This is a genomic window from Pseudomonas sp. MHK4, from assembly GCF_054600775.1.
The window spans coordinates 511,243-529,032 of the sequence record NZ_BAAIAK010000004.1 but is presented as its reverse complement, the minus strand read 5'-3'; the positions used below and the strand labels follow the sequence as shown (position 1 = coordinate 529,032).

Annotated in this window: 16 protein-coding genes and 2 pseudogenes; 8 read left to right on the top strand and 10 right to left on the bottom strand. The window is 61.8% G+C overall.

The genetic code is table 11. The features are described 5' to 3' along the window. Positions 1-148 precede the first annotated feature (148 nt). Together ACYP2Q_RS14260 and cueR are read left to right on the top strand one after the other, a co-directional pair. Positions 149-2,542 carry a heavy metal translocating P-type ATPase gene (locus ACYP2Q_RS14260; RefSeq protein WP_459731036.1) on the top strand — a complete coding sequence of 798 codons (2,394 nt, stop codon included), beginning with the start codon at positions 149-151 and terminating at the stop codon, positions 2,540-2,542. Beyond that, positions 2,539-2,958: a Cu(I)-responsive transcriptional regulator gene (cueR, locus tag ACYP2Q_RS14255; protein ID WP_459731035.1), complete on the top strand. Its 420-nt coding sequence runs from the start codon at positions 2,539-2,541 to the stop codon at positions 2,956-2,958. The genes ACYP2Q_RS14260 and cueR overlap by 4 nt, the downstream gene beginning before the upstream one ends. 192 nt (positions 2,959-3,150) lie before the next feature. On the opposite strand, the gene ACYP2Q_RS14250 is transcribed toward cueR, so the two are convergent. Beyond that, on the bottom strand, positions 3,151-4,044 hold the full coding sequence (locus tag ACYP2Q_RS14250) for a PA4780 family RIO1-like protein kinase (protein ID WP_046819663.1): 894 nt from the start codon (positions 4,042-4,044) through the stop codon (positions 3,151-3,153). A 444-nt stretch (positions 4,045-4,488) separates the two neighbouring features. Between ACYP2Q_RS14250 and ACYP2Q_RS14245 the strand changes: the two are divergent. Both ACYP2Q_RS14245 and ACYP2Q_RS14240 read left to right on the top strand, forming a co-directional pair. Then, a pseudogene (locus ACYP2Q_RS14245) lies at positions 4,489-5,577 on the top strand (cache domain-containing protein); the annotation flags it as partial. Between the two features lie 90 nt (positions 5,578-5,667). After that, positions 5,668-6,435, top strand: a complete 768-nt coding sequence (locus ACYP2Q_RS14240) for a methyl-accepting chemotaxis protein (protein WP_371920820.1) — start codon at positions 5,668-5,670, stop codon at positions 6,433-6,435. A 72-nt stretch (positions 6,436-6,507) separates the two neighbouring features. Here the strand turns inward: ACYP2Q_RS14240 and ACYP2Q_RS14235 are convergent, their stop codons facing one another. Then, entirely contained in the window at positions 6,508-7,299 is a 792-nt protein-coding gene (locus ACYP2Q_RS14235) for an AraC family transcriptional regulator (RefSeq protein ID WP_459731034.1), read from the bottom strand. Between the two features lie 174 nt (positions 7,300-7,473). Next, positions 7,474-8,751, bottom strand: coding sequence for an acetyl-CoA C-acetyltransferase (locus ACYP2Q_RS14230; RefSeq protein ID WP_459731033.1), 1,278 nt, complete (start codon positions 8,749-8,751; stop codon positions 7,474-7,476). A 119-nt stretch (positions 8,752-8,870) separates the two neighbouring features. Here ACYP2Q_RS14230 and ACYP2Q_RS14225 point away from each other — a divergent pair, with 119 nt between their 5' ends. Together ACYP2Q_RS14225 and ACYP2Q_RS14220 are read left to right on the top strand one after the other, a co-directional pair. Next, positions 8,871-10,223: a 3-oxoacyl-ACP reductase gene (locus ACYP2Q_RS14225; protein WP_459731032.1), complete on the top strand. Its 1,353-nt coding sequence runs from the start codon at positions 8,871-8,873 to the stop codon at positions 10,221-10,223. 2 nt (positions 10,224-10,225) lie between these two features. Then, entirely contained in the window at positions 10,226-11,083 is an 858-nt protein-coding gene (locus ACYP2Q_RS14220; protein ID WP_459731031.1) for a MaoC family dehydratase, read from the top strand. Positions 11,084-11,212: 129 nt separating this feature from the next. Here the strand turns inward: ACYP2Q_RS14220 and ACYP2Q_RS14215 are convergent, their stop codons facing one another. From ACYP2Q_RS14215 to ACYP2Q_RS14185, 7 genes and pseudogenes are all read right to left on the bottom strand, one after another. Further along, positions 11,213-11,626 carry a response regulator gene (locus ACYP2Q_RS14215; RefSeq protein ID WP_459731030.1) on the bottom strand — a complete coding sequence of 138 codons (414 nt, stop codon included), beginning with the start codon at positions 11,624-11,626 and terminating at the stop codon, positions 11,213-11,215. 281 nt (positions 11,627-11,907) lie between these two features. Further along, a pseudogene (locus ACYP2Q_RS14210) lies at positions 11,908-12,210 on the bottom strand (DUF6124 family protein); the annotation flags it as partial. 125 nt (positions 12,211-12,335) lie between these two features. Continuing rightward, positions 12,336-13,118 carry a response regulator transcription factor gene (locus ACYP2Q_RS14205; RefSeq protein ID WP_459731029.1) on the bottom strand — a complete coding sequence of 261 codons (783 nt, stop codon included), beginning with the start codon at positions 13,116-13,118 and terminating at the stop codon, positions 12,336-12,338. Positions 13,119-13,619: 501 nt separating this feature from the next. Continuing rightward, a complete protein-coding gene (locus ACYP2Q_RS14200; protein ID WP_459731027.1) occupies positions 13,620-14,180 on the bottom strand; it encodes a DUF4136 domain-containing protein in 561 nt (186 codons plus the stop codon). Between the two features lie 55 nt (positions 14,181-14,235). After that, complete coding sequence (locus ACYP2Q_RS14195; protein WP_459731026.1) at positions 14,236-14,853, bottom strand: DUF4136 domain-containing protein; 618 nt, start codon at positions 14,851-14,853, stop codon at positions 14,236-14,238. Positions 14,854-14,865: 12 nt separating this feature from the next. Next, positions 14,866-15,615, bottom strand: a complete 750-nt coding sequence (locus tag ACYP2Q_RS14190; RefSeq protein ID WP_459731025.1) for a methyltransferase domain-containing protein — start codon at positions 15,613-15,615, stop codon at positions 14,866-14,868. Then, positions 15,615-15,917, bottom strand: coding sequence for a MazG-like family protein (locus ACYP2Q_RS14185; protein WP_459731024.1), 303 nt, complete (start codon positions 15,915-15,917; stop codon positions 15,615-15,617). Before ACYP2Q_RS14185 ends, ACYP2Q_RS14190 begins: the two co-directional genes overlap by 1 nt. Before the next feature lie 163 nt (positions 15,918-16,080). Between ACYP2Q_RS14185 and ACYP2Q_RS14180 the strand changes: the two genes are divergently transcribed. Both ACYP2Q_RS14180 and ACYP2Q_RS14175 read left to right on the top strand, forming a co-directional pair. Continuing rightward, on the top strand, positions 16,081-16,374 hold the full coding sequence (locus tag ACYP2Q_RS14180; RefSeq protein WP_274077475.1) for a hypothetical protein: 294 nt from the start codon (positions 16,081-16,083) through the stop codon (positions 16,372-16,374). 66 nt (positions 16,375-16,440) lie between these two features. Continuing rightward, complete coding sequence (locus ACYP2Q_RS14175) at positions 16,441-17,787, top strand: MATE family efflux transporter (RefSeq protein WP_459731022.1); 1,347 nt, start codon at positions 16,441-16,443, stop codon at positions 17,785-17,787. The last annotated feature ends 3 nt before the right edge of the window (positions 17,788-17,790 follow it).

The window sequence follows — 17,790 nt, the reverse complement described above, 5'->3', positions numbered from 1 at the left end:
GCCGGCTTGGCGGCGAAGGCGTCCTCAAGATCGCCTTCGCCGGCAAGCCGGCTCCTACAGGTCCCGGGTCACCCATCGATCTTTGCGCTTGACCTTGCCAGCATGGCAAGGTTGATCCTGTAGGCATCTTCTACAGGGAGCGTGACCGATGTCCGAATCCACTACTTTCGATCTGCCGATTGCCGGCATGACCTGCGCCAGCTGCGCCGGGCGTGTCGAGCGCGCCTTGAGCAAAGTCATGGGCGCCAGTGCCGTCAGCGTCAACCTGGCCACCGAGCAGGCGCGGGTTCAAGCGCCGCTCGACAGCCTGCCGGCCTTGATGGACGCGGTGGAAAAGGCCGGCTACAGCGTGCCCCGGCAGCGCCTGGAATTGAGCATCGACGGCATGACTTGCGCCTCCTGCGTCGGCCGGGTGGAGCGGGCGTTGAACAAAGTGCCGGGGGTCAAGAGCGTCAGCGTCAACCTGGCCAATGAACGCGCCCATCTGGAACTACTCGGAGCGGTTGATCCGCAAACCTTGATCGCTGCCGTGAGCAAGGCGGGTTACACCGCTAGCGTCTGGCATGACGATCAGCCGCACATCGACACCCAACAAACCCGACTGCACCGCGAGCGCTGGGCCTTGATCGCAGCCATTGCCCTCGCCTTGCCTCTGGTATTGCCGATGTTGCTGCAACCGTTCGGCGTGCACTGGATGCTCCCGGCCTGGGCGCAATTCGCCTTGGCCACGCCGGTGCAGTTCATCTTCGGCGCGCGCTTTTATGTGGCCGCCTGGAAAGCCGTGCGTGCCGGGGCCGGCAACATGGACCTGCTGGTTGCGCTGGGCACCAGCGCCGGTTATGGCTTGAGCGTCTACGAATGGGCCACCGCCGCCGGGCGCATGCCGCACCTGTATTTCGAAGCCTCGGCCGTGGTGATTGCCCTGGTGCTATTGGGCAAATACCTGGAAAGCCGCGCCAAACGCCAGACCGCCAGCGCCATTCGCGCCCTGGAGGCACTGCGCCCGGAGCGGGCGATCCAGGTGATCGATGGTCGTGAGCAGGAGGTGGCGATCAGCGCCCTGCGTCTCGATGACCTGGTCATGATCAAGCCAGGGGAACGCTTCCCGGTGGACGGCGAAGTGGTCGACGGCCAGAGCCATGCCGACGAAGCATTGATCAGCGGCGAAAGCCTGCCGGTGCCCAAGCAACCCGGCGACAAGGTCACGGGCGGTGCGATCAATGGCGAGGGCCGGTTGCTGGTTCGCACCCAGGCCCTTGGCGCGGAAACCGTGCTGGCGCGAATCATTCGCCTGGTGGAGGACGCCCAGGCGGCGAAAGCGCCGATTCAGAAACTGGTGGACCGAGTCAGCCAGGTGTTCGTCCCGGTGGTCTTGCTGCTGGCGTTGGCGACCTTGGTCGGCTGGTGGCTGTATGGCGCCCCGCTGGAGAGCGCTTTGATCAATGCCGTGGCGGTGCTGGTGATCGCCTGCCCTTGTGCCCTGGGCCTGGCCACGCCAACGGCGATCATGGCCGGCACCGGGGTCGCGGCGCGCTACGGCATTCTGATCAAGGATGCCCAGGCGCTGGAGCGTGCCCATGAAGTCAGCGCCGTGGTGTTCGACAAGACTGGCACGCTGACCTCAGGCACCCCACGTATTGCCCATTTGAGCGCCCTCGATGGCGACGAAGCCCGCCTGCTGCAAAGGGCCGGCGCCCTGCAACGCGGCAGCGAGCATCCGCTGGCCAAGGCGGTGCTGGATGCCTGCGCCGAGCGCGGCCTGACCGTGACCGACGTCACCGACAGTCAATCCCTGACTGGTCGAGGCATTGCCGGCACCCTTGAGGATCGGCGCCTGGCACTGGGAAATCGGCGCCTGCTGGAAGAAAGTGGCCTGGACGCTGGCGTTCTGGCGAGTTCGGCAAGCGCGTGGGAAACCGAAGGCCGGACCTTGTCCTGGCTGATCGAGCAAAACCCCGAGCCAAGAGTGCTGGGCCTGTTCGCCTTCGGTGACACGCTCAAGCCTGGGGCGCTGCAAGCGGTGCAGCAACTGCGCGCGCGCAACATCAGCAGTCACCTGCTGACCGGTGACAACAGAGGCAGCGCCAACGTGGTCGCCAAGGCGCTGGGCATCCAGGATGTGTACGCTGAGGTGCTGCCTGCGGACAAAGCCGCCACAGTCGCGGCATTGAAGAAAACCGGCGTGGTGGCGATGGTCGGCGATGGCATCAATGACGCGCCAGCGCTGGCCGCGGCCGATATCGGCATCGCCATGGGCGGCGGCACCGATGTGGCCATGCATGCGGCCGGCATTACCTTGATGCATGGCGATCCGCGGCGGGTGCCGGCGGCGCTGGAGATCAGCCGTAAAACCTACGCGAAGATCCGGCAGAACCTGTTCTGGGCCTTCGTCTATAACTTGATCGGCATTCCATTGGCCGCCTTTGGCTTCCTCAACCCGGTGCTGGCCGGCGCGGCCATGGCGTTGTCGAGCGTCAGCGTGGTGAGCAATGCGCTACTGTTGAAAACCTGGAAACCCGAGGACCTGGAGGACAATCGATGAATATCGGCCAAGCGGCCCGCCACAGCGGCCTGAGCGCAAAGATGATCCGCTACTACGAGTCCATCGGCCTGCTCAAGGCGGCGCATCGCACCGACAGCGGCTACCGGGTGTACGGCGCTGACGACTTGCACACGCTGGCGTTCATCAAACGCTCGCGGGACCTGGGGTTTTCCCTGGAAGAAGTCGGCAAGTTGCTGACCCTCTGGCAGGACCGCCAGCGTGCCAGTGCCGATGTGAAGGCATTGGCGCGCCAGCATATCGATGAACTGAACCAGAAGATCCGTGAGCTGGGGCAGTTGCGCGATACGTTGCAGGATCTGGTCGAGCATTGCCAGGGGGATCATCGACCTGATTGTCCGATTCTCAAGAGTCTTGAGTCGGGGTGTTGTGCTAACGCAGATCCCGTCTGGCAATGATTTTGACTGTGCTAACGCCTTCGCGAGCAAGCCCGCTCCCACATTGGACCGTCGCCGAACACAAATTCTGTGTCCAGTGCAGATCGAATGTGTGTGCGGGCTTGCTCGCCAAGGCGGTGCGTCGGGCGCCATAAACATTGAATCCCTTCACCCACAAAAAACCCGGCCGAAGCCGGGTTTTTCTTCAGCCGATCACTGCATCCAGGGCGGAGGCGGTTCTTCGGCTGGCTTGGCGGGCGCATCGTCAGCCGCACGGGCGGCTTGCTTGCGCTCTTCATCCAGGCGCGCGGCCTCGATCTCGCGCATGATGCCGCCCACATCGGCCAGTTCTTCCGGTTCGTCGAACTCGCCGGTCAGGACGCTGGCGGGATGCAAAGTGCCCGCCTCGTACAAGGCCCACATTTCCTTGGCATACCGGGTCTTTTTCAACTCTGGCGCAAACCGTCCGAAATAGGACGCCATGTTGCCGACGTCCCGCTCCAGCATGCTGAACGCGTGGTTGTTGCCCGCCGCGTCAACGGCTTGCGGCAAGTCGATGATCACGGGACCGGTCGGGGTCAACAGCACGTTGAACTCGGACAGGTCACCGTGCACCAGGCCGGTACACAGCATCAGCACGATCTGCGAGATCAGGAACGCGTGGTACTCACGCGCCTGGTCCGGTTCCAGTACCACGTCGTTCAGACGCGGTGCCGCATCACCGTACTCGTCGGCCACCAACTCCATGAGCAGCACGCCTTCGAGGAAGTCGAACGGCTTGGGCACTCGCACACCGGCGTTGGCCAGGCGGAACAGCGCCGCCACTTCAGCGTTCTGCCAAGCGTCTTCGGTTTCCTTGCGGCCAAACTTGGAGCCCTTGGCCATGGCCCGGGCCTGTCGGCTGTTGCGCACCTTGCGGCCTTCCTGATACTCGGCCGCCTGCCGGAAACTGCGTTTATTCGCCTCCTTGTAGACCTTCGCGCAACGTAACTGGTTGCCGCAGCGCACCACATAAACAGCTGCTTCTTTACCACTCATGAGTGGGCGCAGCACTTCGTCGACCAGACCGTCCTCGATCAGGGGTTCAATGCGTTTTGGAGTCTTCATCAGCTTTTATTGTGGGTCCTTTATTACCAAACACGCGAAAGTCATTCGTTATACGGCAATCCATCCATTCGGGGGAGGGGGTGCCGACCTATGAACCTTGCAGATGCACACAATGTACCGATTTCCTCGCAAAAACCTGCGGTCCATCTCCAGCCTTCTGGATCATAGTCGAGCCTGAAGCGCTTGTAGTCCGGGGGCCACAAGGTCATTTGTGACAGAAACCGACACCTCGACACTACCGTTCGCGGGATTTTTCCGAACAGCCCTCAATTTCCGGAGGCAGCAGCCGAAGTCCTTAGTGACAAAGTGATTTGTCCGACAATCGTTTCCCTGACAATAACGATACCGCACTCACGGACCCGGGTTGATCGACAACGTTTACGGCTGCCAATAAACCGCGAGTCATCTGCACTGCGTGGGCCTACAAGAAAATCTGGAGCGCGGATGAACATCAAACAGAAACTGACCTGGGCGTTTGCAATCATCGCCTGCTTGCCGGTGGTACTGGTCGCCACCCTCGTCGTGCTGAACTTGCGCAGTGATGCCAGGGACGGTTTCGTCGACAGCAGTGGTCGCGAAATCCGTCAGGTCAGCAACGCCATGCAACTGTTCTTCGACGGTATCAGCCAGAACGTCGAGTATCTGGCCAAACAACCGCTGATCACCAACTCCGACGACAACCTCAAGACCTACATGAACGCCAACGCCGCCAGCATTCCCCAGGGCGAGATGGACAAAAAAGTCTTTGGCTTCCTGCAGGACCTGGGCAACGCCCACCCGTCCTACGCCTACGCCATCCTCGGCACCGCCGCCGGTGGTTATGTGTCGTGGCCGGACGACGCCAAGCTGGCCAACTACGACCCGCGCCAGCGCCCGTGGTACAAGGCGGCGCAGGCGAAACCGGGCAAGCCGTTCCGTACCGAGGCCTATTACTGGGCCGAAAACGATACGTCCTACGTCAGCACCGTTCGCACCATCGACAACAAGCTGGGCACCAACGGCGGTGTGGTCAGCATCGACGTGTCGCTCAAGCAGCTCACCGAACTGGTCAAACAGATCAAGCTGGGCGAAAGCGGCTATCTGATGCTGCTGGAAAACACCGGCACCGTGCTGGTCGATCCGAAGCAACCGGAACACAACTTCAAGGCCTTGAATAGCCTCGGCGAGGGTTACGCGCAATTGGCCAAGGCCGGCAAAGGCCTGGTCGAAGTCGAACTCAACGGGGAACGCTACATGGCCAACGTCTGGCCATCCGAGCAACTGGGCTGGACCTTCATCGGCCTGATCAAGCAGAGCGACGTGATGAGCACCGCGACCCAACTGACCTGGTTGATCGCCATCATCGCTGCGGTACTGGCCTTGATCTTTGCCATCGTCGGCGCCAGTTTCGCCAGCGTTATCGTGCGGCCGATCCGCAGTGTGGCCGACGGTCTGGAAGGCATTGCCCAGGGCGAAGGCGACCTGACCAAGAATCTGCAAATCCGTGGCAGTGATGAAACCGCGCAACTGGCCAACTGGTTCAACCAGTTCCTGACCGCGATTCGCAATCTGATCCAGAGCATTGGTGGTGCCGCGACCAAGATCCTGGCCACCTCCAAAAGCTCGACCCAGGTCTCCGGCGACATGGCTGAAGCCGCCGGACGCCAGCGCGAAGCGGTGGACATGGTGTCCACGGCATTCCACGAAATGGTCGCCACCGCCAACGAAGTGGCGCGCTCCTGCAGTCAGGCGGCCGAGTCCGCCGACAGCGGCCAGCGCCAGGCTCGCGAAGGTCAGCAACAGATTGACGCGGCCGTCAACAGCGTCGATCGCCTGAGCCAGGAAATCGAACAGTCGGCCCAGTCGATGCAACAGCTGGAACGCGACAGCAATGATATCCAGTCGATCCTGGGGACCATTCGTTCGATCGCCGAGCAGACCAACCTGCTGGCGCTGAACGCCGCCATCGAAGCGGCGCGGGCCGGTGAGCAGGGCCGCGGTTTTGCGGTGGTGGCCGATGAAGTGCGGGCGCTGGCCAAGCGCACGGCCGACTCCACGGCAGAAATCGACGGGCTGCTGGGCAACCTGGCCAAGCGCACCAGCCAGGTCACCCAGCAGATGCATGCGAGCCTGGAGGTGTCCCAGCAATCGGTGACGCGCATCGGCGAAGCGCGCAGCAGTTTCGGGCAAATCCGCGAGTCGGTGGACGTGATCCGCGACATGAACACCCAGATTGCCACGGCGGCGGAACAACAGCACCAAGTGGCCGAAGACATCAACCGGCACATCAGCCAGATCCATGGCGATGCGCAGTTGGTGGCAGAGCTGGCAAACTCGGCGCGCCTGGATTCCCAGAGCCTGGCCGGGTTGTCGAATGAGCTGGATGGGTTGGTGCGAAGGTTCCGTACCTGACCGGTGACCGCTGCGCGGTCATTCGCTGGCAAGCCAGCTCCTACAAAGAGCTGGCTTGCCAGCGAGGGGCCATCACTGGCGAAACAACTCGCCGGGGGTAAACCCGAACAGGCCCTTGAACGCCGCAATAAACGCCGACGTCGAGTCATACCCACAGGCCAGCGCGGCATTGGTCACGCTGCCCCCCTCCTCCAGCAGACTCAACGACGACAGCAAGCGCATACGCTGGCGCCAGCCGCGAAAACTCAACCCGGTTTCACGCTGGAACAAACGCATCAGGGTTTTCTCCGACGTGCCCAGGCGTTCGGCCCATTGGTTCAGGGTCACGTTACACTCGGGATTTTCGATCAGCTCGTTGCACAATCCCAGCAACCGTTCATGGCGCGGCAACGGCAGGGAAAACCCGACTTCCGGCAACGTCGCCAACTGATCCAGCAACACATTCACCAGCCGTGCTTGCGGGCTGTCGCCCTGGGGATATTCCACGGGGAGTTGGCAAAAACTCTTGATCAGTTCCCGGGCCAGCGGTGTCACTTCCAGCACCCGGCAGCGCCCGTCCGCCCACTGGCAATCCTCGCGACGCACATACAGGCTGCGCATCTCGGCGCGCATCGAGGTGACGACCTGGTGATCAAGGTCCGCCGGAATCCAGATTGCCCACTGCGGCGGCGCGAAGAAACTGCCCTCGGCGGTATGCACACCGAGCACGCCACTGATGGCATAGGAAAACTGCACCCAGTCGTGACGATGGGACGGCGTCCACGACCCGGCATTGAGGCTTTCCACTCGGGCATACAGCGGGCGCGGCAGCGTGATGAGGGGCGGGATGCTGCGTTCAAGGGAAACCTGTCCGTTAGTCGGCATAACCTGGCCTTGTGTTGCGAGACGGCTGATGGGGCGACGTTAGGCCATGCCTCGGATCTATTCAACACCGAACATCTCTGTAGGAGCTGGCTTGCCAGCGAAGAGGCCGGCACATTCAACATCTTTTTGGCTGACACACCGCCTTCGCTGGCAAGCCAGCTCCTACAGGTATCGTTAACGTTCGATGATGGCGGTTACGCCCTGACCGCCTGCGGCGCAAATTGAGATAAGGCCACGCCCCTTCCCCGCCGCATCAAGCAACTTGGCCATATTGGCGAGGATTCGCCCACCGGTGGCCGCAAACGGGTGCCCGGCCGCCAGAGAGCTGCCTTTGACATTGAGCTTGCTGCGGTCGATGGAACCCAGCGGTGCTTCGAGGCCCAGGCGGCTTTTGCAATACTCAGGGTCTTCCCAGGCCTTCAAGGTGCAGAGCACCTGGGCGGCGAAGGCTTCGTGGATCTCGTAGTAATCGAAGTCCTGCAGGGTCAGGCCATTGCGCGCCAGCAGGCGCGGCACGGCATACACCGGCGCCATCAGCAGGCCTTCGGCGCCATGGACAAAATCCACTGCGGCGGTTTCGCCATCACGCAAGTAGGCGAGAATCGGCAGACCCCGTTCCTTCGCCCAGGCCTCACTACCCAGCAGCACCAACGATGCGCCATCGGTCAGCGGCGTGGAGTTGCCGGCGGTCAGGGTACCTTTGGCGCTTTTTTCGAAAACGGTCTTGAGCGAGGCGAGCTTTTCCAGGGTCAGGTCCGGGCGCAAATTGTTGTCGCGCGTAAGGCCAAGAAACGGCGTCATCAAATCGTTTTGCCAACCTTCGGCGTAGGACGCATCCAGATTCTGATGGCTCAGCAGCGTCAGCTGATCCTGCTCTTCACGGGGAATGTTCCAGGCCTGCGCCATCAACTCGCAATGCTCGCCCATGGACATACCGGTGCGCGGCTCGCCATTGCGCGGGAACTCGGGAATCAGGTGCCTTGGGCGTAGCTGCAGGAAGGGTTTGAGTTTTTCCGCGGTGGTGCTGGCGCGATAGGCCTGCAGCAAAATCTTGCGCAACCCTTCGTTGACACTGATCGGCGCGTCCGAGGTGGTATCGACGCCACCGGCAATGCCGCAATCGATCTGGCCCAAGGCAATTTTATTGGCCACCAGCAGCGCCGCTTCCAGCCCTGTACCGCAAGCCTGCTGGATGTCGTAGGCCGGGGTAGCGGGCGACAGCCGCGAACCGAGCACGCACTCGCGTGTCAGGGCCATGTCCCGTGGCAACTTGAGCACAGCCCCGGTCACCACTTCGCCAAGGCGCAGCCCATGCAGGTTGTAGCGTTCGATCAGGCCTTCGAGCGCAGCCGTGAGCATGGCCTGGTTACTGGCGGTGGAATACGGTCCGTTGGAGCGAGCGAAGGGTATCCGGTTACCACCAATGATCGCGACGCGACGCAGCTGAGTCATGAAAAGCTTCCTATTCTGTGAAGGCCATTACTCGCAAGCGTAGGCCGTATCTGGCAAATCGAACGACTGATTGCCATTCATGGTCCACACTTTGAACCTCATCTGCTGGAGCGCGTTCCATGTCCGACCGCTATATCGACTTCGCCAATTCGTCCATCGGCCATCGTCTGGTCGGGGCCTTGGGCCTGCCTTCGCCGGTACGCCTGGAACGCTGGCAAGCGGGCCGGTTGCGCCCTGTCGAAGGCGCCTTGCTGATTGGCGGTGGACCACTGGCGACCAAGGTCAACGCCTTCGCCAACCGCCTGACGGACGCGATCTACACCTACGGCACCGAGCCCTCGATGGCGACCGCGTGGATTCCCGGCCACGGTCCGAAACTCAAGGCCGTGGTATTCGATGCCAGTGATCTGGTGCAGGTCGATCAGCTCAAGCAACTGCGCGAGTTCTTTCAGCCGCTGATGAAAAATCTCGACCACAGTGCACACCTGGTGATTCTGGGACGCGACCCGCAGACCTTGAGCGACCCGTTCGCCGCCAGTACCCAGCGCGCCCTGGAAGGCTTCAGTCGCTCGCTGGCCAAGGAACTGCGCAGCGGTGGTACCCTGCAACTGATCCACGTCGGCGAAGGTGCCGAGGATCAACTGGAAGGACCGCTGCGGTTTTTCCTCTCGCCGAAAAGCGCCTTTGTGTCCGGGCAAGTCATCAACCTGAATGCCTGCGACACCCAGGTGATGGACTGGACACGCCCGCTGGCCGGCCGCAAGGCACTGGTCACCGGCGCGGCGCGCGGCATCGGCGCCGCCATCGCCGAAACCCTGGCCCGTGACGGCGCCGAGGTCATCCTGCTCGACGTTCCCCCGGCCAGGACCGACCTCGACGCCCTCGCCGCCCGCCTCGGTGGACGTGGCATCACCCTCGATATCTGCGCCGAGAACGCCGCCACGGAACTGGTCGAACAGTTGCCCGACGGCATCGACATCGTGGTACACAACGCAGGCATCACCCGGGATAAAACCCTGGCCAACATGACCCCGGAATTCTGGGACGCGGTACTCGCCGTCAATCTCAACGCCCCGCAAGTGCTGACCAGGGCCCTGCTCGACAGCGGCACTCTGCGCGACAATGGCCGGGTGATCCTGCTGGCGTCGATCAGCGGCATCGCCGGCAATCGCGGGCAAACCAACTATGCGGCGAGCAAGGCCGGGCTGATTGGCCTGGCACAGGCCTGGGCGCCGCTGTTGCATGAGCGCGGCATCAGCATCAATGCCGTGGCGCCGGGTTTTATCGAAACCCAGATGACCGCACACATTCCATTCGGCCTGCGCGAAGCAGGACGACGCATGAGCTCGTTGGGCCAGGGCGGCCTGCCGCAAGACGTCGCCGAAGCAGTGGCCTGGCTGGCGCAGCCGGGCACAGGCGCGTTCACCGGCCAGGCGTTGCGGGTGTGCGGGCAAAGTGTTCTGGGGGCCTAGGCATGATCATCGACTGGCACACACTCCATCGCGAACCCAGCCTGACGAAGCTGTACGTGCATGCGGCGACGCGGCGCAAAATCACTGGCACCACCCTGCCCGATTCGGGTTTGCGCTGCTGGCTCGATGTCGATCCGCAGCGCCTGGCGGCCTATCGCAAGGTTTGCGCCTTCGCCGACAACGGACTGCTGCCCCCCACCTATCCACACATCCTCGCGTTCGCCCTGCAGATGCAATTGCTCACCGCCCGGGATTTTCCGTTCCCACTGCTGGGGCTTATTCACCTGAGCAATCGCATTCGTGTGCTGCGGCCCATGGGCGGGGTCCATCGGGTGCGGGCCAGCGTGTGCGTGGAGAACCTGCAGCCCCATGCGAAGGGGGCGACGTTCGATCTGGTAACGACGCTGGATGATCAATTGGGACCGCTCTGGGAGGCGCAAAGCCAGATGCTTTGTCGAGGGGTGAAGCTTGAGGGCGAGCCCGTCGAAGAGGCCCTGGCCTCGACGCTGCCCCTGACGCAAGTCGCCCAATGGAAAGCGCCCGCGGACATTGGCCGGCGATACGCCAAAGTTTCTGGCGACTACAACCCGATTCACCTGAGTGCGCTCAGCGCCAGAATGTTCGGCTTTCCTTCGGCGATTGCCCATGGTCTATGGATCAAGGCCCGCACTTTGGCCGCCCTTGCCGAGCATCTGCCGGCGGCGAATATCGAGATCGCGATGCAATTCAAGAAGCCGGTGCGCCTGCCCAGCGAGGTGACATTGCTGGCCAGCGCCGCCGGCTCCAGTGGGGATCTGCAATTGCTCGGGAACGCCGCCGACCTGGAGCACATGGTGGGCCATTGGCGGCCCATAGCCTGACGCGAATCGGATGACATACACCTTGTAGGAGCCGGCTTGCCGGCGAAGGCATCCTTGATCATTGCATCGGTCTTTGGGACGCCTTCGCCGGCAAGCCGGGCTCCTACAAGGCCCGCCGCAGAATAGGCTTCAGCGATTGGCCAACGCCACCAACGGCTGCGGGAACAGGTTGTTCAACGTCTCCAGTAAGCGCACGTGATAGATCGGCTTGCGAAACAGGTCCAGCACCTGCAACCGCAACATGTCACTGACATCCTCCATCTCTGCATGCCCGGACATCACGATCACCGGCAAATGCTGGCGCGCCGTATGCTCGCGCAAGCGCTTGATCAACGATATGCCACTCTCCTCCGGCATGCGCAGGTCGGTGATGACCAGCGCGATATCCGGATGGCGTGTCAGATGCTGCAGCGCAAGCTTGACCGAGGTCGCGGTGAAACAATTGAAACCCTCACCCTCCAGCAACTCCGCCAACTCAAGCAACGCATCCTCCTCGTCATCGACCAGGAGCAGTTGTTGGCGCGGCAGTGCGGGAACGTTCATAAGCAAGACCTGGAAAGGATTAAGCGCTGACATTAGAACCCGCCTTGTGCATTAGCAAGTTACCGACGCCTTGACCACCACTACTACCTGTGGGACACCGAGTGTTGCACGGGCGCAACATGATTTCCCTAAGCCAGCATCAGCATTGTCGGCATTCTCCCGCTAAACAACTGTAAGAACGCATTAATACGAAGGTGTTTATCGAGTTCTTTGACCGGGACACGGGAGGAAATTTTGGGTCTTGCAGGAGCCGCAGCCTGCGGCAGCTCCAGGAGTTAGTGCTACTGCTGCGGGTCGAGGTTTTCCAGTCCCTTATTCACCGCCAGTTCACCCAGCATGATCACCTGTGCAATCCCCTGTAGCGTGTTGCGTTGCGACCCGTCCAGAAACGCCGCGAAATCGCTGGCCATGACACTCGCCGACACAAGCGATTCGCAGGGGTGAACCAGCAGGGTTTCGATATCGATATCGGGAGAGATGACGAACATCGTGCTGGGTTTGCGCACGGCGGGTGTCTTGGGCAGGTTGAGGTAGTGATCGAGGGTGCGGTGGGCGGCTTCGTGGAGTGTTTTTGAGGTGGGGGATTATGCACCAAGTAGTCTGAACAGGGCTGTCAGGCCGTCTTCGCGAGCAAGCCCGCTCCCACAGGGGAGCCAGTACATCCGTCAGATTAAGGTCGGCGGTCAGTGGCACAGACGCAGAGCGGTGATCACTGCGCCGTCACCCGATGGCGCAGCCCCGAGTTGTTCGGCGTCAACGCCAACGCCAGCTGCGTGCGGTTATGCATATGGGTCAACCGCAGCACCTGCGATACGTACAACTTCACCGTGTTCTCGGTAATGCCCAACTCGCAGGCAATCTGATAATTGGTCTGCCCCTTGCCTACCAACCGTGCCACGTCGAGCTGGCGCGGCGACAGCTGATTGAAAATGGCCGGAATCTCGGCCCGTTCTGTACCGCTAGCAGAGCCATCATCGGCTCCCGGCGACAACGGTGTGCGCCGGACCCTGTCTAGGTCCTGGTACAAATCATCAAGCGACTCGGACAGGTATTGCAGTTTCTGATTCAGATGCCCCAACTGCAACGCCTTGTGCCGTTCCTGCAGTGCCACTTCCTGGCGCTGCACGCCTTCGAGCAATTCACCCAGATCAATCGGCTTTTGGTAGTAATCTGCAACGCCGGCGCGCAACGCCTTGATCACATCCTGCTTGTCCGCCTGCCCGGTGAGCATGATCACCTCGAAGGCCCGGTGTTTGCCGGACAGGCGTTGCAGCTCCTGAACCATTTGGATGCCGTCCAGGCCCGGCATGTGCAAATCGCAGAGCACCAGGCCGATGTCCGTGTCTTGTGTGAAACGTTCGATCGCCTGATGGCTGGATTTACAGGGAACGCAACGGTAGCCGCTGTTCTCAAGAAATTCGCAGAGCTCTTCAACGATCAAGGGCTGATCGTCGACCACAAGGACTTTTACTGCCGAAGTACGCTTGTTCACGTGCAACTCCCTGCAAGGCCAAGGACTGACCGTCCCATTACTGACAGCCTGAGGCTGTACAACCTCTGTATGAAAGTAGTCGCTCTTTCGCCGCTGTACAAAAACGGATGACTAGCCGAGCCAGGAAAATAACAGCAACCGTCCCACCAACGAGATGGGGGCAAAGAGTTGTTTCTTTGACAGACCGGACTCCAAATGACGCAGGCGATTTCTAAGCCCTTGACTGATATGAAGCCAGACTCTTGGCGCCAGCAGCAACCCACTCACACTGGCCAGGCCGGCGCCGAAAAATACACCCAGCACGTGCCGACCACCGGTCACGAGCCCCACGGCCGGTGCCTCGACATCCTGGGTCAGACGATTGGCGATAGATGTCGGCGCACCCTTTGTAGGAGCTGGCTTGCCAGGGAAGGGGCCCAAAAGTCCAACGCAATATTCAAGGCCGTCTTCGCTGGCAAGCCAGCTCCTACAGTGGGTGATTCAGCGCCTGCAGGGTTGCGCTTATCGGTGGGGTGGATAGTTGGCCAGGATCCGCGTAACCGTTTCGTGTATCGCAGTGCTGCGGTCCGTCGGGTTGGGGGTGCGGCTGAGGATTTGCTCGTCACTGCCGCGCCACACCAGCTTGCCGTCCTTGCCGTCGAGCAGGTCGATCTGGATCGTCGCAACCTTGTAGGACACCAGGCGGGTTTCGTTGTACATCGGCGCGCCATAGTAGCCGTACCAGGGATTACCCCAACCGCCGCCGTAGTTGGTCGTTACCTGCTGCTGGCGATCCTCGACAATCAGGTAGGTCTGCACGTTCAAATCCCCTTTTGCGCCGGCGCCTGCCTGGCGCAGGCCACGCTGGTCGAGCTGGTCCACTACCGATTCGCGCACGCGCTGTTCGGTCAGGTCGCTCTTGATCCTGGGGTCATCGGGACGGTATTGCAGCGCGGGTTCTTTCCAGCTCCAGCTGTGATACGCGGCAAAATCACGGCTCGCATCGAAGTCATGATTGACCTGGTTGGCGGCGCAGGCACTGAGCAGCAAGGCCACTGCCAGTATAAAAAGACGGCGGAACATGATGATTCTCCGGTAGAAGACATGAACCTGCGAAATGCTTCTTGACTACAGGAAGCTAACTGGGAGGATACGCCGACATTGCCTTTTCCACAGCCTCCCGTATGGCATCGACCCGCTCGCCCTCGCTCCCCCGGTTGCTGGTTTCGGCGCTGGCACTCCACACCGGTTCACCGTTTTGCGCGTCGAACAGGTCGACGTGAACCACCACCACCTGTTCCTGATAAGTCCGCACAATCGGCGTGCTGCCATACATGCCGTAGCCCGGGCCATAACCATAGCGGTTGTAGCCGCCGTAACCGCCGAAGTAACCGTAATCGTCCTGGACCTGACGCAAGCGGGTTTCCAGGCGCAGGTCTGCGCTGACGAACAGGTCCGCCGGCCGATTGTCATGCAGGGGCCGCAGGCCGCGCTGGTCCAGCGCGTTGCTGACGGCTTCGGCGACCTGCGCCGAATCCGCCCAGGTGGTGCCCGGCGGCAGTTGCCCATTGAGCCATGCCCAGCTGCGATAACGCCCGTAGTCCCGCGGTGGCGCCGGGTAGGCGCTGCGATCAAAGGTAGTGGCCGCCTGAGGCGGTGCCGGCGGCAGGGGTCTGGAACTTGCCACGTACGGATTGCTGCCCTCGCAGGCAGCGAGGCCCAGGCAGATCAACAGCAACCCTGAACAACTTTTCATTTCGAGCTCCGATCAGACCGGCCGACAGATCCAGTGCAAATAACGTCCAAGCCCGGCAAAGGCTGGATGGCGACGGTGGGCCAACTCCATTTCGAGCAGGTCCACCAGTTCGGCGCGGGCCTGGAATTCCACCGGCATGTAATCGTGAAAAACCCGCACGCCACTCTGGCTTTCGACCTGCCACAGGCCCTCAAGTTGCGCCGCCAACTCCCGTGGGTCCAATGGCTGTTGCGGGGTCAGGCTCTGCTTTTCGCCGGCCATGTCGTTCTTGCGCATCTTGCGGAAATGGCCCTTGAGCAAGTTGCGGTAAATCAGCGCGTCACGGTTGTAGAAGGCCAGGGATAGCCAGCCGTCGGCCTTGGTCAGCTGATGCAGCACGGGCAGGATGGCGTGCGGCTCGGCCAGCCATTCCAGCACGGCATGACACAGCACCAGGTCGTAGGGTTCGGTGAGCTGGCCGAGCAGTTCCTGCCAGGGCGCCTGGATGAATGTGGCAGTCTGACCCGCGTCGGCAAAGCGTTTGCGGGCGCCTTCGAGCATGGGTTCGGCGGGTTCGGCCAAAGTCACCTGGTGGCCACGCTGGGCCAGCCACAACGACATGTGGCCAAGGCCAGCGCCGATATCCAGAACCCGCAGCGGCCGATCCGGCAGGGCCTCGGCCAGATCGGCCTGCAGTACCGCCAGACGAATCGCGCCTTTGGCGCCGCCGTAGATTTTTTCGGCGAAGCGTGTCGCCAGTTGATCGAAATGACGGTCACTCATCAGCCGAACCTCCGCTCGCTGTCCGCCAGCTTGCTGCGCACAACGTCATTCATGTCCAGGCCCAGTTCGCCGCAGAGCAATAACAGATAGAGCACGATATCGCCGATTTCCTGCCCGGCATGGGCCAGCGTGTCCGCTGGCAGCTGCCGTGACTGGTCTTCGCTCAGCCACTGGAAAATCTCCACCAGCTCGGACATTTCGACACTCGCGGCCATGGCCAGGTTTTTCGGGCTGTGAAATTGCCGCCAGTCATTGCGATCACGGATGGCGTGCAGGCGTTCGGTCAGTTCAACAAGGTTCATCGGGCTCTCCTGAAGGCGTATAGCTTCGGGGGGATGACGGGGGAAGGCAAGTGCCTGGCAGCGTTGTCGGTCTTTGCTCCATAATCATTCGATGGCGAGCTTCGTGGCGCCTGTGAAAATTCGCTGGCAAGCCAGCTCCTACAGAAGACAGGACGTTCATTCCATGCAGGTAGAAGGTTTTTTCGAATGGCTTGGCCAGATCCTGGGGACAGCCATCCGTTTCATCGTTGACGCCCTCAGCGGTCTGTTCCAACTGGTGAGTCGCGCCAGCAGCCATTTTGTCGAAGGCTTGTCCGAGGCGCTGGGCATGGACACCTCGATCATCAGCATCGTTACCCTGATCCTCGGGTTGGTGCTGTTATGGTCGGCGATCCGCGCGTTCATGAACGCCTCGATCATCATGGGGATCATCTGGTTGATGCTGGGGTTGTGGCTGCTCAGCTGGATCATGCACTGACCCCGGCAATGGATCGCTGCAGATTCTGCAGGGGTCGCTACAATGCCCGCTCCCCAAGGAGCCTGCATGTCCAACCTGATCGCCGACTGGCGCGACCGTCCAACCCATCGTCGGGTCTGGGCGCTGGCTGCGCCGATGATTCTCTCGAACATTTCCGTACCGCTGGTGGCGCTGGTCGACAGCACCGTCATTGGCCACTTGCCCCATGCCCATCAGCTCGGGGCCGTGGCGGTCGGGGCCAGCCTCTATACCTTCCTCGCCTGGGCCATGGGTTTTCTGCGCATGGGCTCCACCGGTTTTGCCGCCCAGGCTGCGGGGCGCGGGGATGGCGCGGCGCTGCGGCAGATTCTGTTGCAGGGCCTGCTGCTGGCCCTGGGGCTGGCGGTGGTCCTGGGTGCCTTGGGTGTTCCATTGAGCGGGGTGGCGCTGCACTTCATGCAACCGTCGGCGGAACTCGACCAGATGACCCGCGAGTTTTTCCACACGCGGTTGTTCGGCCTGCCAGCGGCACTGGCCAGTTATGCGCTGGTCGGCTGGTTCCTGGGCACGCAGAACGCCCGTGCGCCGCTGGTGATCCTGCTGACGACCAACCTGGTCAACATTGCCCTGAACCTGTGGTTTGTCCTTGGCCTGGAATGGGGAGTGGTGGGTGCGGCCAGGGCTTCGGTTATCGCCGAGTGGATCGGCGCGCTGATCGGCCTGTTGCTGACCCGCCAGGCCCTGCGCGCCTATCCCGGGCATATCGTCTGGGCCGGACTGGCGCTCTGGCGGAGTTGGCGACCGCTGCTGGCAGTCAACCGCGACATTTTCATCCGCAGCCTGGCGCTGCAATCTGTGTTTTTCCTGATCACCGTGCAAGGCGCCCGGCTGGGCGATGCGACCGTTGCCGCCAATGCCCTGCTGCTCAACGGCTTGCTGCTGACCGCACACGCGCTCGACGGCCTGGCCCATGCTGTGGAAGCCCTGTGCGGACACGCCATCGGCGCGCGCGACCGCGATGCCCTGCGCCGCTCCCTGGTGGTGGCCTGCGGCTGGTCATTGTTGGCGAGCCTGGGTTTTGCCGGCTTGTTCTTGTTTGCCGGACACCTGTTCATCCAGATGCAGACCGACATCACCAGCGTGCGCGACACCGCGTTCCTGTACCTGCCGTACCTGGCTGTGCTGCCGCTAATCGCGGTCTGGAGCTACCTGCTCGACGGGCTGTTCATCGGCGCCACCCGCGCCAGGGAAATGCGCAACGGCATGCTGTTGACGGTGGCGTTGCTGGTACCGCTCGCCTGTGCGCTGCAGGGATATGGCAACCATGGTTTGTGGATAACCTTTGTGCTGTTCATGCTGCTGCGCAGCCTGACGCTGGGTTTGATTGCCTGGCGCCTGCGCCGCAACGATGGCTGGTTCGCCCGTGCGCACTGAACC